Below are 13,006 nucleotides of genomic sequence, written 5' to 3' on the forward strand. Positions count from 1 at the left end.
CCGGCTCCTACTCCGGACTTGGCCCGATCGCCTCGACGGGTTGTGACAGCGCCACCCCTGACCCGTCGCGGCGCCCGTGTTCGGTCGGAAGTGCCCGGGCAACGCCGGTGGCTGATACGGCCCGCGCCGGCCCGTGTCCCGCCCACGCAAGCACCAGATGGTCCTCGCCCTTCAGGAAGCGGTGGCAACGGACGCCGCCCGTTGCCCGTCCCTTGGCCGGGTACTCCGCGAATTCCGTCACCTTCACCGATCCGGGGGTGGTTCCGGGCAGCGCCTCGCTCCCGGCTGCGATGGTGACGACGACGGCGGCAGGATCTCCCGCGCGCACCGCACCGAAAAAGAGGACGGTGTCCTCAGCTCCCAGCTTGATGCCGGCCACGCCGCCTGCGGTGCGTCCCTGAGGCCGAACGGCGCCACCCGGGAAGCGCAACAGCTGCGCTTCCCGGGTGATGAAAACGAGGTCGTCGGAGTCCTCAGCGGCCGCAAGGCCGACCACACTGTCCCGCGACTTGAGGGTGATTGCCTCCCAATCATCCCGGTTGAGCGGGTAGTCCGGGACTACACGCTTGACGATCCCCTGGGCGGTTCCAAGCGCGAACGTCTTGTCCAGCGGGACGAGGCCCACCAGCGATTCGCCGCGCTCCAGCGTAATGAACTCCTTGATGGAAACCCCGCCGGCCAGATTCGGTGTGGTGTTCGTCGGCGGCAGAGCGGGCATGTCCACAACCTGGAGCCGCAGCATGCGGCCCGCCGAGGTGAGGGCGCCGATCTCCGCTCGGGCGGTGGTTGCGACAACAGAGGTGAAGGCGTCGTGCTTGACGCGTTGGCCGCCGTCGGACATCGGCTCCCGTCCCGTGGTGCGGGCGAGCTGTCCTGAGGTCGAGAGAAGAACCCAGCAGGGGTCGTCGGCGATCTCCAGGGCAAGAGGCGCTTTGGCTCCGTTGCCGGCAGGCGTGGGCAGAACCGTGCCCTTCAAGGGCGCGCTGGCCTCCGACTCCAGAAGCACGGTGCGCCGCGGCGTGGCGAACTGTTCCGCGATGGCGGCGAGTTCTTCCGATACCAGCCCGCGCAGCCTCTGCTCGGAGCCGAGGATTTCCTCAAGTGCGGCAATCTCCCTGCGCAGCTCGTCCTGCTCCTTCTCCAGCTCGATGCGGGAGTACTTGGTCAGCTGGCGCAACCGGAGTTCAAGAATGTAGTTGGCCTGGATCTCGGTCAGATCATAGATTGCCATCAGCCGCTCGCGGGCAGCTGCGGCCTCATCCGAGGACCGGATGATTTGGATGACCTCGTCGATGTCCACAATGGCAATCAGCAGGCCCTCAACGAGGTGGAGCCGGTCCTTCTTCTTCCCGAGCCGGTAGGAGGTACGGCGCCGGACAACCGAGATCCGGTGGCTGACGTACACCTGAAGCAGTTCGACCAGACCGAGGGTGCGGGGCTGGCCGTCCACCAGGGTGACGTTGTTGATGCCGAAGGAATCCTCCATCGGCGAGTACCGGTAGAGCTGCGCCAGCACGGCGTTGGGATTGAAGCCGTTCTTGAGCTCGATGACCAGCCGCAGCCCGTGCGTACGGTCAGTCAAATCCACGATGTCGGAAATGCCCTGCAGCTTCTTCGCTGTTACAGCATCCTTGATCTTCTCGATCACCTTTTCCGGCCCCACCATGTAGGGCAGTTCCGTGACCACCAACCCGGTGCGGCGGGCCGAAAGCTGCTCAACCTCCACGGTGGCGCGGGTCTTGAAGGAGCCGCGGCCGCTCGCATACGCGTCACGGATGCCGTCCAGCCCGACGATCTTGCCGCCGCTCGGGAGGTCCGGCCCCGGAACGAAGCGCATGAGGTCTTCCAGCGTGGCGTCCGGGTTGTCGATCAGGTGCCGTGCCGCTGAAATGACCTCCCCGAGGTTGTGCGGCGCCATGTTGGTGGCCATGCCGACAGCGATTCCGGTTGCCCCGTTGACGAGGAGGTTCGGGAAGGCTGCCGGGAGGACCTCGGGCTGGGTGAGCTGATTGTCGTAGTTCGGAATGAAATCGACGACGTCCTCGCCGAGGTGGTCCGTCATGGTCAGGGCCGCAGCAGCGAGCCGCGCCTCGGTGTAGCGGGCAGCGGCCGGGCCGTCATCGAGCGAACCGAAGTTTCCGTGCCCGTCAATCAGGGGAAGGCGGAGCGAAAAGTCCTGGGCCATGCGCACCATGGCGTCGTAGATGGCTGCATCGCCATGGGGGTGAAGCTTGCCCATGACCTCTCCGACCACGCGCGCCGACTTCACGTGACCGCGGTCGGGACGCAAACCCATGTCAGTCATCATGTACAGGATCCGGCGCTGTACCGGCTTCAAGCCGTCGCGGGCGTCCGGGAGGGCACGCGAGTAGATCACCGAATAGGCGTACTCCAGGAAGGAGCCCTCCATTTCGGAGGTGACGTCGATGTCGATGATCTTCTCGGTGTAATCCCTCTCGGGGGGTGTGGCTTGGCGCCTTGCCATGGTGTGTCGAATCCTTCGGCAGCTGATCGCGTAGGTGGTATGCGGTGGTCGGTAGGTCGTGTGGGCGGACGGCAACCGGGCTCCGGCTGACGGAAAAGGCAGCCGCCCACTACTGTGAGTCTATGGTGGCTGACGGACTATACCCCGAATATTGGGAGGCGGACGTCGTGTTGCGGGACGGCTCGACCGGCCATCTCCGGCCCATCTCGCCCCTGGATGCGGACGCCGTCCAGGCATTCCATATGAGGCAGTCCCAGAACTCCATCTACCTGCGGTTCTTCACCTATAAGGCCTCGCTGAGCGCCAGGGAACTCAAGCGGTTCACCGAGGTAGACCACGCGGGCCGCGTGGCCTTCGTCGTGACCCGTGGCCAGGACATCATCGGCATCGGCCGTTATGACCGCCTCGATGATCCCGACGAGGCCGAGGTCGCCTTCAACGTATCTGACGCCTATCAGGGCCGGGGGTTGGGGTCTATCCTGCTCGAGCACCTCGCCGTCGCAGCCCGGGAGAACGGCATCCGGCGATTCACCGCCGAGGTGCTGCCCGAAAACCGGAAGATGATCACGGTGTTCGCCGAAGCCGGCTACGAGGTGGACCGCCGCTTCGATGACGGTGTCGTGGAGCTGACGTTCAATATCGACCCGACCGACAAGTCCCGCGCAGTGATGGAAGCACGTGAGCACCGCGCCGAGGCGCGCAGCATGCAGACCCTGCTGGCGCCGTCCTCGGTTGCAGTGATCGGTGCCAGCCGCAGCTGGGGGAGCGTGGGCTACTCGCTGCTCGAACACATCGTCGACGGTGGATTCACTGGACCGGTTGCCGGCGTCAACCCCGAGGCGTTCGAGCTTAACGGCATGGTGGCCTACGGCTCCATTGCAGAGATACCCCATCCTGTGGATCTCGCCGTGATTGCGGTGCCCTACGATCAGGTGCTCGCTGTCGCCGGGGAGTGCGGGCGGGCAGGTGTGAAAGGGCTGCTTGTCGCGACGGCGGGGTTCGCCGACGACGACGGCGAAGGACTCGCGCGCCAGCGCGCGCTGGTGCACAGCGCCCGTTCCTACGGCATGCGGGTTGTGGGTCCGGCATCCCTGGGCATCATCAACACGGATCCAGCCGTGCGGCTGAATGCATCGATGGCGCCCGAATTGCCGGAGCGTGGCGGGCTGGGCCTCTTCAGTCAGTCAGCAGCAATCGGCGTCATGCTCCATGCCGCCGCCAGCCGGCGCGCCATCGGATTGTCCTCGGCGCTGTCCGCCGGCAACCGGGCGGACGTCTCCGGTAATGACGCCATGCAGTACTGGGAGGATGATCCGAACACCCGGGCCGTAGCACTGTACCTGGAGTCGATCGGCAATCCGCGCAAATTCTCCCGGATCGCACGCAGACTTTCCCGCATGAAGCCGGTTATCGTCGCCAAGTCCGACGTCATGGGACTGCAGCTGCCGCCCGGCCATGCGGTACGCACAACGCAGGCGCCCAGTGGCGCACTCGACGCGATGTTGCGGCAGTCCGGGGTAATCCGCGTCGAGACCACCGAACAACTGATGGACGTAGCGCAGATTGTGGTCGGCCAGCCTGTTCCCGGCGGAACGGGAGTGGCTGTCTTCAGCAACTCACTTGCCCTGGGGAAAGTGCTCGCGGACGCGGCGCTTGCACAGGAACTGAACGTGGTGCGGCTGAATGCGCACCTTGATCTCGACGCAGGGCAGTCCGTGGCACTGTCCGCCCTCAAAACGGCGTTCACCGAGGCACTCGCGGATCCGGAGGTGCACTCCCTCATTCTCACCCTCATTCCGGTGGTCGGGCTCTCCTTCGAGGCGATCCTGCCGGTGCTGCAGGAGTGCGGCGCCGCTGCGGCCAAGCCAGTTGTCGCATGCTTCACCGGCGTGCTGGATCCGGCCGCGCAGCTTGAGGGGTTGCGTGCCGCCCGCGGTACTTATTCACGCCGCGGGGACGAGCCCGGAGACGGTGACGCCTCCGTACCTTGCTTTGCCAGTCCCGGAGCCGCTGTGTCTGCGTTGGGCGCGGTCGTCCGGTACAGCCGCTGGAGGGAGCGCGAGCATGGTGTGTTCGCGCAGCTGGACAGCGTCGATGAGGAAGGCGCTGCTGCCCTGCTCGGCAGTGTCCTGTCCGATGTGCGGGATGTGGGGCTGCGCCGTCTCGACAGCGGCCAGCTGCACGAGCTCCTCGACTGTTACGGCATCAACGTGCTGCCCTCGATTCCCTTCGATTCAGCTGACGAGGCTGTCGAGGCCGCAGACTCGCTGGGATGGCCGGTTGCGCTGAAGACGGTTGAAGAGAATTTGCGGCACCGCCTCGATTTCGGCGGAGTGCGGCTCAACATCCCGGATGCCTCCGGCCTGCGCGCGGGGATCGAAGCCATGCGGGCCGAACTTCGCCCCTTCGGGAGTCCAGGCCTGGAAGTCCAGCCCATGGCGCCGCCGGGGCAGGCCTGCGTGATCAGGGCGATCGAGGACCCCCTGCTTGGACCTGTAGTGTCATTCGGGATGGCCGGAGATGCGGTGAACCTGCTCGACGACTGGGCGCACGGCATTCCGCCGCTGACCACTTTGGACGCTGCAGATCTTCTCCGGACGCCGCGGGCAAGCCGACGGCTTTTCGGCTACCAGGGGCTGCCGCCAGTGGACGTCCCAGCCATCGAGGATCTCCTCCTGCGGGTTGCCCTGCTCAAGGACCGGCATCCCGAGATTGCGTTGCTGCGTTTCAACCCGGTTCTGGTCTCAGCCAGCGGGCTCGCCGTCCTCAGCGCAGAAATCAGCGTAGGAAACCCCCAGCAACGCACTGACAGCGCACGCCGGGCGATGCGCGACTGACTCGCCCCAGGCAGCCCCGCCGGGCCGGTGCCGCGGTCCACGCCGGTTAGGCGTGCGCCCTCGGCATAAGTCACACTGGAATCATGACTCCATCGCTGTCGGCGGAACGCCGCGACCTGGATGCCTCCCTCGAACGAGCGGGCTTCTACCCGCGGCTGGTGGCCGACGTCGTCCATGATGCCCTGGATGGCAGGGAACCCCTCTCGCACGTGGTTCATCTGGAGACCCATTTCGAGCGGACCGAAATTCGACGGCACATCACCGTCCTTGTTCTGACCGAGGACATGCTGGTGGTCACGCACGTGGATGACCAACAACTGGACGACACCGGAGAGCAAGTAACGGCGCAGGTGTCCACCGAGTCGGTTCCGGTCAGCCAGATCCGCTCGGTTGTGCTCAGCTACCAGTACGCGCAGCCGCAGAACTACAAACCGTCCGATCCCGTCCGTGAACTCACCCTCGGCATTGCCTGGTCCGGCGGTCAGCGGCTGGACATGGGACCGGCGAGCTGCGGCGATCCGCAGTGCGATGCCGATCACGGGTACACCGGCACCATCGCACAGGAAGACATCGTGCTTCGCGTCAGCGCGGAAGCTGACGGTCTGCAGGCTGTGCAGAACGCCAAGTCCTTCGCCCGTGCCCTGCGCACGGTGAGCACCGCCAATCCGGCCGTCTCCGGCGTCGTCGTGAACCAGCCGGGACCAAACCGGAGGCAGCCCGGGCTGGCCACCCGTTTCAGCCGAGCCCATCACGGGCGGTAGTCCTGCCCGTGCCAACCTCACCGCTCCACACGGAGCCTCTCCCAGCCGCGCCCGCCTACGGCCGCTCAACCATCGCCGAGGTCTTCACCAGTTCTGCGTCAGCTCTCGGACTCCCCGGATTTCCCAATGCACTGGACCTGCCGGCCGCGCCTCGGGTGTGTGTGGTGCTGGTGGACGGACTCGGCGCCGCGCTGCTGCGCAAACGCTCCGGCCATGCACCTTTCCTGCGGCAGTTCCTCGACTCGTCCCGCAAGCTGGGATCCGTCTTTCCGAGCACGACGGCGGCCGCGCTCGCCTCACTCGGCACCGGATTGGCGCCGGGACAACACGGGCTGGTGGGCTACGACGTCCTGGACCCTGCACAGGACAAAGTGGTGAACATGCTCGGCGGCTGGGATGCCATGGTGCAACCCGGACGATGGCAGCCCCACCCCACGGTGTTTGAGAGGGTCGCAGCCGAACTTCCAGTCACGAGCGTAGGGCTCGCGCGCTTCGACGGGTCGGGGCTGACCCGGGCAGCGCTGCGAGGCGGCAGGTACGTGGCGGGAGGTACCCCCGAGGCACGGGTGCAGGCGGTGTGCAAGGCGCTGGGTGCGAGCGATCAGGCGCTCGTCTACCTCTATCTGAATGAGCTCGACAAGACCGGGCACCGCTCAGGCTGTGCTTCTCCCGAGTGGGGGGACCGGCTTGAAGACCTGGACCGGACCATGCGATCCCTCGCCGCGAAGGTCCCGCCCCACACCCTGCTGCTGCTGACGGCGGATCACGGCATGGTGGATGTTGCGCCGGAGCAGCACGTCGACTTCTCGGCTGATGCCTCGCTGGTCGACGGCGTCGCGCATACCGGAGGAGAGCCGCGCATGGTTCACCTCTATACAGAGCCGGACCTGCCTGACGCCGGCATGCAGCGTCTAGTCGATTCCTGGCGGACGGCGCACAGTGCGCATGCGTGGATCCTCACCCGAAAGGAGGCGATCACCGCAGGACTGTTCGGGACAGTCTCGCCGGACGTCGAGCCTCGGATCGGGGATGTCCTGATCGCAGCGAGGGAACCGGTAGCGTTCTACGACACCCGCCGGGTCCCGGCGTCAGCACTCGAGATCGTTGGTCAGCACGGCTCCCTCACGCGTGCCGAGCGTGAAGTGCCGTTGCTCACCCTGGTGAAGCCGGGGCCCGGTCCGGTTCGAATGGTCGGACGCTAATCCATGGCCGAGCTCATTTTCTTCTCCGGGACCATGGATTGCGGCAAGTCCACTCTTGCCCTGCAGATGGATCACAACCACAGCGCCCGCGGACGCGCCGGGCTGCTCTTCAGCTCTCATGACCGTGCGGGGGAGTCTGTCATCTCGAGTCGGCTGGGACTCATGACTCAGGCAATTGAGGTCCGCGCTGACACCGATTTCTGGGAGGAGCTGGTCAGAAGCCGCACTCACGGAACCCGTGTCGACTACCTCATCTGCGATGAGGCGCAGTTCTACACGCCCGTGCAGATTGAGCAGCTTGCGCGCATCGTCGACGACATGGCCATAGACGTCTTCGCCTTTGGAATCACCTCCGACTTCCGCACGCAGCTGTTTCCGGGGTCGCGGCGGCTGATTGAACTGGCCGACAGGACGCAGGTCCTTCAGGTGGAGGCATTGTGCTGGTGCGGGCGCCGGGCCACGCACAACGCGCGCACGGTTGACGGCGTCATGGTCGTCGAGGGAGAACAGATGGTGGTCGGAGATGTTGAACCGTCCAGCACCGAAAGCGATCCCGGCCAGCCGCGGCTGACGGGCGGAGGGCTCGATGAACTCGATCTTCCGGCCGGTCCGGTGATCGGTTATGAGACGCTCTGCCGGAGGCACCATATGCGCAGAGTGACGGCGCATACTGCGCGCACCCACGCCGGCAGCGACGTGCCGCTGCCCTTCGATCCGGCTGCCGCAAGGCTCTGAGACCGGGGACTGTTAGTCGCCCTTGGTCCCGAACACGATCTCGTCCCAGCTGGGCACGCTGGAACGCCGGGGCTTCAGTTTCCGGTCAGCGTTCTGATCAGTTGCTTTGGCTGGAGCATCGTCCGGTTCCGATTCCGGAACTCGTTCCGGTGACCCTTCCGAGCGGCGGTCCGACCCCCTGCTCTCGGACCGCGGAACCGCAGCCTCGTCAGTGTCGCGGGCGAAGCGCTGCGGCCTCGCGATGACGCTTACTTCACGCGTGTCGGTGCTGACGCCTTCGAAAAGACGGGGAGTGCCGTCGTCGTACGTGTGGTCTTCGGAGTCTTTGCCTTCAAAAATGGAGGGAGCCAGGCTCAGCCCCGGGAAGGGAGTCGGATCAGCGCTGCCGGAATCGTCGGTGCCCTCTGCCTCGTCAGCTCCCTGGCGGGGGTGAGCGGCTGGAATGTGGCCCTTGGCGAGCATCAGGGCCAGCGCATCATCGCCGTCTTCATCCGCACCCAGCCGCTGCCCTCGGCGTGAGCGCAGTACTTCGAGCAGTTCGTCGGAATCGTCCTCTTCAGGGGAGTCAACGGCCGCATCCGTTTCAAAATCGAAGACCCTGTCCGCGACCGCACTCAGCTTCCGGGAGGGCAGCGGACCATCCAGCGGCTCAAGCTCGCTCAGGACCTGCGCCCAGCGGTTTGCGTTGAGGACCGCGCGCCGGGACGGGTTGAACGTCCACTGCGCCGGCGGCTCCTCACCGACGGAGGCGGCGGATCCTGTGGGCAGCTCGAACCTGACCACGACCGCCCACAAACCATCCGGCTTTCGCCAGGCGTCCCATTGCGCTGTATCAGGGTCCACTCCGAAGGCGCGCAGCCGGAAGCGCACCATATCCTCAAGCTGGGCCGGGTTTTCGCCGAACGCGGAGCGGTATCCGTCATTGGACGGCAGCGGGGAGGCGACTTCCACGCGCTGCGCCAGGTGAGCCATGTAGTCGCGTTCGGCGCGGACCGGGCCTTCGTAGCGCAGCACGTGCTGCAGTTCGACGCCCGTCTCATCGACGATGTCCTGGGCGGTTGCGCCGCTGCGGATCCTCGCCTGAATATCTCGGGGCGCAAGGGAGGGGCGCTTGGCTGCACCGCCCGGCCGCTCGGTATCAGCGGACGGCTCCTGCCGTGCCGCCGGACGTGTGGATGGCCTCGAGCTCGCCATCCGCAACGCCTCGTTGACGGGCAGGCGGAACGAAGCCCCGCCCTCACCGCTCAGCAGCAGATGACCTCCGCCCTCATCCACGCCTACCAGCCGTAGCTCCTGCATGAAAAACCCTCCAGCCGACATACATTACTTTCAGTGAAACTCTGCCATTCAAAGGGGTTGGCTCCTACTCCATCCCTGGTGTGGCGCGGAACTTGTGCTCTGATTGGCTTTTGAGGGAGCGATCAGCAACAATCTCTGCGGTGCGGGCACAAAAGCGGCCCTCTCAGCGTTGTGACACGGACAGGATTCCTGCGCTTTACGGCACCGTTCCTGTAGCGCGGATTTGACCATGGCACCTATGACCACTTACATCCACCGGAGCGTGAACTACTAACTATGGCGACTGACTATGATGCGCCGCGGAAGACTGATGACGAAGTCAGCGAAGACTCGATTGAAGAGCTGAAGTCCCGCCGCACGGACAAGCAGTCCGCGGTTGTCGACGAGGATGAGACGGAGGCTGCGGAAGGCTTTGAGCTTCCCGGCGCCGACCTCTCCGGCGAAGAACTGCTTGTGCGCGTGCTCCCCGCCCAGGCCGACGAATTCACGTGTGCCTCGTGCTTCCTGGTGCGTCATCGCTCACAGATTGCGAAGGAAAAGGGCGGGTTGGCCTACTGCAAGGACTGTGAAGGCTGACTTCCGCTATCTTCCGGATGCTCTCACCCGTTCGTGTCGCGTGCCGAAGCGTCACACTCCCTGCGCCGGGGCGGTCAGCGCGGCTTTGAGCTGCTCCGGCCGCCTCGTCGACGTCAACCAGTACGGCGTGGGATCCTCTGCGTCCTCGATCGTGATCCTGACGACGGGCGAGATCCACCCGCGAATGCAGAGGTAGGCCCTCCCATGCAGCTCGGTTCCGCGCTGCGCGGTGGCGTCGGCGCCTGTGAACGCCGTGACGTCGCCGAGGTACCGGCGCTCGATCTGTGCCTTGCCCACCTGGAGTTCCGCAGCGGTTACCCGAATTCGCGGTGTGGACAGCACCAGCAGGGTGGTCAATACGGCCGCAACAACGACGGCGGCAACAATCCCCGCCTCGATGCTGATCGGTATGAACGTGAACACCGAGGCGACGGCTGCGCCGGCCACCACCATCCAGATCCACGGTGCCGGCCACAACTTCTCTTCGTAAAGAACCGATTCACCGGCGGATCCTGTAGGCATGTCAGCTAGCTAAGCACCTTTCCGACCGCTTTTCATCCTGGCGCGAAGGCGCTGGCCCACAGGTGGAAGCGCTAGAGTAAAAGGAGCAAAGGGCTCCGGCGCATTCCGCGCTTTCGGCGCATCGCGCCGGTGAGCAGCGCGTGCAGTGCCCGCCCCCAAAGAACCGTGCCATCAAAGAATCGTGCAGGAGAAGACATGCTTGATACCGCGGAAGCTCTATCCGTGCAGATCAAAATGCTCGACGACGGACTCGAGCCGCCTGCTTATGCACACGCTGGTGACGCCGGCGCCGACCTGTCCACGAGGATCGACTTTGAACTCCAGCCGGGCGAGCGCGCACTCATTCCTACCGGTGTCTGCATCGCACTGCCGATAGGGTACGCGGCGTTCGTCCACCCCCGGTCGGGGCTGGCTGCACGGCACGGAATCACTGTGGTCAACGCGCCCGGCACGGTAGACGCCGGTTATCGCGGAGAAATTGCCGTGACGCTGCTCAATACCGATGCGTCGGCGCCGTTGACTTTCCGCCGGGGCGACCGCATCGCCCAACTGGTTATTCAGAAGGTGGAGCAGGCGACATTCGTAGCGGTGGAGAACCTTCCGGACTCAGCGCGCGGAGCCGGCGGTTTCGGATCCACGGGCGGATTCGCTCCGACCGCAGAAGCCTCACGCTGACGCAACCGACCGGCAGCGACCAGCTGCCCATGACCATCGAAGGAGGAACCCGATCATGATCTTCGGGCGCCGCAAGAAAAGCCAGCATCAGAGCGAAGCAGCAGAGACAGCTCAAGACGACACGGCATCGATCTCGCCTGACGAAACCGCAGGGGACCGCGAAGAACGTGGTGCAGAGAATGCTCCAGCTCAGGCTGAGCCGACTCCCGGACGTGCTTCAACAGGCCCATTCGATGAGTCGGAGAAAGACACAGCGGCGGGGTACATCGACCTCGGCGCCCTCCGCATTGCCGCTGCCGAGAACCTTCAGCTCCGCCTCGAGGTTGAGGAACGGACCAAACGCGTGATCGCTGTGACGCTGGATATCAATGGCTCCAACCTGCAGCTCCAGGCCTTCGCCGCTCCACGGTCGGAGGGGCTCTGGGATGAAATCCGTGAGCAGATTGGTGCCTCGGTGGGCTCGCAGGGCGGAACCGTCTCGGAGCGGCAGGGCGAGTTCGGGACTGAACTGATTGCCAAGCTACCCGCGCAGACACCGGACGGCCGCGCCGGTTTCCGCGTTGCCAGATTTGTCGGCGTTGACGGTCCGAGGTGGTTCCTCCGGGGAGTGTTCGGCGGCCCCGCTGCCATGGATTCTGCCATCGCCGGGCCCATGGAGCAGCTCTTCCGCAACGTGGTTGTGGTTCGAGGAGACCATCCGCTGCCTCCGCGTGAACTCCTTCCGCTCAAGCTGCCGAAGGACGCCGGAGCCCCGAAGCAGCCTGAGCAGCCAAAAGCGACACCGGATGACCCGCTTCGGCGGGGCCCCGAGATCACTCACATTGGCTGACCAGGGTGCACCAGGGAACCCGGCAGCGGCACCGGCTCCATTACCGGCGCGCGGACGGTTCGCCGGCAGCGGCTTCGTCGAACGGGTGAGGATTCTGCCACGCAGCTCCGCGCCGCAGTTCGACGCCACGATTGCCCTGCACACCCAGCGGGCTGCCTCCCCGGCCGCGGAAGCCGCGCCCCCGGGAACCCGCGTCCGGCTTGTCTGGATCGGTCAGCGCCGCATCCCGGGGATCGACCCCGGAGTCGATCTGGCTTTCGAGGGCATGGTCAGCCTCATCGACGGCATTCCCACCATCCACAACCCGCGGTACGAGATTGTCTGCCGTCCTGAGGAGTCACTGTGAACCAGCCCGCTGAGGACCGCACCGGCGGCGACGCCTCGGATAATCCCGGGGAACCGGTTCCAGACTTGAGCATGAGTGCGCTTGCCGGCCAGTATGCGGCAAAGGCCGGGGTTCGTCAGGACGAAAGCGGGCGAATTGACGTCCTCCAGTCGATCGGGGGTACGCGTGGTCTGGCCGAGAGCATCCTTCCGGGTCTTCTGTTCACGGTGGTTTTCACCATCCTGCGGGACCTGCAGATCTCGCTCATCGTTGCCCTTGCCGTCTCGGCCGTCTTCACGATCACTCGATTGCTGACCAAGACACCGCTCACCCAGGCTCTGTCCGGGCTGATTGGTGTGGGAATCTGCGCGTTCGTCGCCAACCGGACCGGCAACGCGGAAGACTTTTTCCTTCCGGGTTTTTTCACCAATGCCGCGTATATCGTGGGCATGGTCGTTTCCATTGCGGTCAAGTGGCCGCTGGCCGGGCTGCTCTTCGGCTTCATCCGGGGAGAGGGAACCGAGTGGCGCAGGAACGCGTCGAGGATCCGGGCCTACTCGCTGGCCACCTGGCTGATCGTTGCCGTGCTCGCGCTGCGGCTCATCGTGCAGGTGCCGCTGTATCTGGCAGACAATATCGCGGCGCTCGGCACCGCCCGGGTTGCGATGGGAGTTCCGCTCTATGCGCTCGGGCTCTGGTTCGCCTGGCTCGTCTCCCGGCCGGCGCTTGTGAAGAAGGAGCATCCCCCGGCCTGACACAG

At 65.3% G+C, this 13,006-nt stretch carries 12 protein-coding genes; 9 read left to right on the forward strand and 3 right to left on the reverse strand.

Translation table 11 applies throughout. The features are described from left to right. Positions 1 to 7 precede the first annotated feature (7 nt). Complete coding sequence (locus tag AC1MBU_RS09200; RefSeq protein ID WP_479787039.1) at positions 8 to 2,485, reverse strand: DNA gyrase/topoisomerase IV subunit A; 2,478 nt, start codon at positions 2,483 to 2,485, stop codon at positions 8 to 10. A gap of 122 nt (positions 2,486 to 2,607) precedes the next feature. On the opposite strand from AC1MBU_RS09200, the gene AC1MBU_RS09205 reads away from it, so the two are divergent. The 4 genes from AC1MBU_RS09205 to AC1MBU_RS09220 all read left to right on the forward strand — a co-directional run bounded on the left by AC1MBU_RS09205 (position 2,608) and on the right by AC1MBU_RS09220 (position 8,020). Further along, a complete protein-coding gene (locus AC1MBU_RS09205; RefSeq protein WP_479787040.1) occupies positions 2,608 to 5,322 on the forward strand; it encodes a bifunctional acetate--CoA ligase family protein/GNAT family N-acetyltransferase in 2,715 nt (904 codons plus the stop codon). 83 nt (positions 5,323 to 5,405) lie between these two features. Continuing rightward, complete coding sequence (locus AC1MBU_RS09210; protein WP_277359511.1) at positions 5,406 to 6,083, forward strand: DUF5998 family protein; 678 nt, start codon at positions 5,406 to 5,408, stop codon at positions 6,081 to 6,083. Positions 6,084 to 6,091: 8 nt separating this feature from the next. Further along, the gene (locus AC1MBU_RS09215; protein ID WP_277359510.1) at positions 6,092 to 7,285 is read left to right on the forward strand and encodes an alkaline phosphatase family protein; all 1,194 of its coding nucleotides are present in this window, start codon (positions 6,092 to 6,094) and stop codon (positions 7,283 to 7,285) included. Positions 7,286 to 7,288: 3 nt separating this feature from the next. Next, the gene (locus tag AC1MBU_RS09220) at positions 7,289 to 8,020 is read left to right on the forward strand and encodes a thymidine kinase (RefSeq protein WP_479787041.1); all 732 of its coding nucleotides are present in this window, start codon (positions 7,289 to 7,291) and stop codon (positions 8,018 to 8,020) included. 12 nt (positions 8,021 to 8,032) lie between these two features. Here AC1MBU_RS09220 and sepH read toward each other — a convergent pair whose 3' ends face one another. Continuing rightward, positions 8,033 to 9,319 (reverse strand): septation protein SepH, encoded by a 1,287-nt coding sequence (gene sepH, locus AC1MBU_RS09225; RefSeq protein WP_479787042.1) that lies wholly within the window; start codon positions 9,317 to 9,319, stop codon positions 8,033 to 8,035. Positions 9,320 to 9,595: 276 nt separating this feature from the next. On the opposite strand from sepH, the gene AC1MBU_RS09230 reads away from it, so the two are divergent. After that, positions 9,596 to 9,895: a DUF4193 domain-containing protein gene (locus AC1MBU_RS09230; protein WP_056547253.1), complete on the forward strand. Its 300-nt coding sequence runs from the start codon at positions 9,596 to 9,598 to the stop codon at positions 9,893 to 9,895. A gap of 51 nt (positions 9,896 to 9,946) precedes the next feature. On the opposite strand, the gene AC1MBU_RS09235 is transcribed toward AC1MBU_RS09230, so the two are convergent. Then, positions 9,947 to 10,417 carry a DUF3093 domain-containing protein gene (locus AC1MBU_RS09235; protein ID WP_056547256.1) on the reverse strand — a complete coding sequence of 157 codons (471 nt, stop codon included), beginning with the start codon at positions 10,415 to 10,417 and terminating at the stop codon, positions 9,947 to 9,949. A gap of 195 nt (positions 10,418 to 10,612) precedes the next feature. Here AC1MBU_RS09235 and dut point away from each other — a divergent pair, with 195 nt between their 5' ends. The 4 genes from dut (at position 10,613) to AC1MBU_RS09255 (ending at position 13,001) form a co-directional block, all read left to right on the forward strand. Further along, the gene (dut, locus tag AC1MBU_RS09240) at positions 10,613 to 11,092 is read left to right on the forward strand and encodes a dUTP diphosphatase (RefSeq protein ID WP_277359506.1); all 480 of its coding nucleotides are present in this window, start codon (positions 10,613 to 10,615) and stop codon (positions 11,090 to 11,092) included. A 55-nt stretch (positions 11,093 to 11,147) separates the two neighbouring features. Continuing rightward, positions 11,148 to 11,921: a DUF3710 domain-containing protein gene (locus AC1MBU_RS09245; RefSeq protein WP_479787043.1), complete on the forward strand. Its 774-nt coding sequence runs from the start codon at positions 11,148 to 11,150 to the stop codon at positions 11,919 to 11,921. An 85-nt stretch (positions 11,922 to 12,006) separates the two neighbouring features. Next, complete coding sequence (locus AC1MBU_RS09250) at positions 12,007 to 12,267, forward strand: hypothetical protein (RefSeq protein WP_346028348.1); 261 nt, start codon at positions 12,007 to 12,009, stop codon at positions 12,265 to 12,267. Further along, on the forward strand, positions 12,264 to 13,001 hold the full coding sequence (locus tag AC1MBU_RS09255) for a DUF3159 domain-containing protein (protein ID WP_479787044.1): 738 nt from the start codon (positions 12,264 to 12,266) through the stop codon (positions 12,999 to 13,001). The genes AC1MBU_RS09250 and AC1MBU_RS09255 overlap by 4 nt, the downstream gene beginning before the upstream one ends. Positions 13,002 to 13,006: the final 5 nt, after the last annotated feature.

This window comes from Arthrobacter sp. PTI12, assembly GCF_056679915.1.

What these genes read in the sequence shown, in the direction of transcription:
- AC1MBU_RS09200 (WP_479787039.1), bottom strand. Translation starts at nt 2,485, where the DNA reads ATGGCAAGGCGCCAAGCCACACCCCCCGAGAGGGATTACACCGAGAAG.
- AC1MBU_RS09205 (WP_479787040.1), top strand. Translation starts at nt 2,608, where the DNA reads ATGGTGGCTGACGGACTATACCCCGAATATTGGGAGGCGGACGTCGTG.
- AC1MBU_RS09210 (WP_277359511.1), top strand. Translation starts at nt 5,406, where the DNA reads ATGACTCCATCGCTGTCGGCGGAACGCCGCGACCTGGATGCCTCCCTC.
- AC1MBU_RS09220 (WP_479787041.1), top strand. Translation starts at nt 7,289, where the DNA reads ATGGCCGAGCTCATTTTCTTCTCCGGGACCATGGATTGCGGCAAGTCC.
- sepH (WP_479787042.1), bottom strand. Translation starts at nt 9,319, where the DNA reads ATGCAGGAGCTACGGCTGGTAGGCGTGGATGAGGGCGGAGGTCATCTG.
- AC1MBU_RS09230 (WP_056547253.1), top strand. Translation starts at nt 9,596, where the DNA reads ATGGCGACTGACTATGATGCGCCGCGGAAGACTGATGACGAAGTCAGC.
- AC1MBU_RS09235 (WP_056547256.1), bottom strand. Translation starts at nt 10,417, where the DNA reads ATGCCTACAGGATCCGCCGGTGAATCGGTTCTTTACGAAGAGAAGTTG.
- dut (WP_277359506.1), top strand. Translation starts at nt 10,613, where the DNA reads ATGCTTGATACCGCGGAAGCTCTATCCGTGCAGATCAAAATGCTCGAC.
- AC1MBU_RS09245 (WP_479787043.1), top strand. Translation starts at nt 11,148, where the DNA reads ATGATCTTCGGGCGCCGCAAGAAAAGCCAGCATCAGAGCGAAGCAGCA.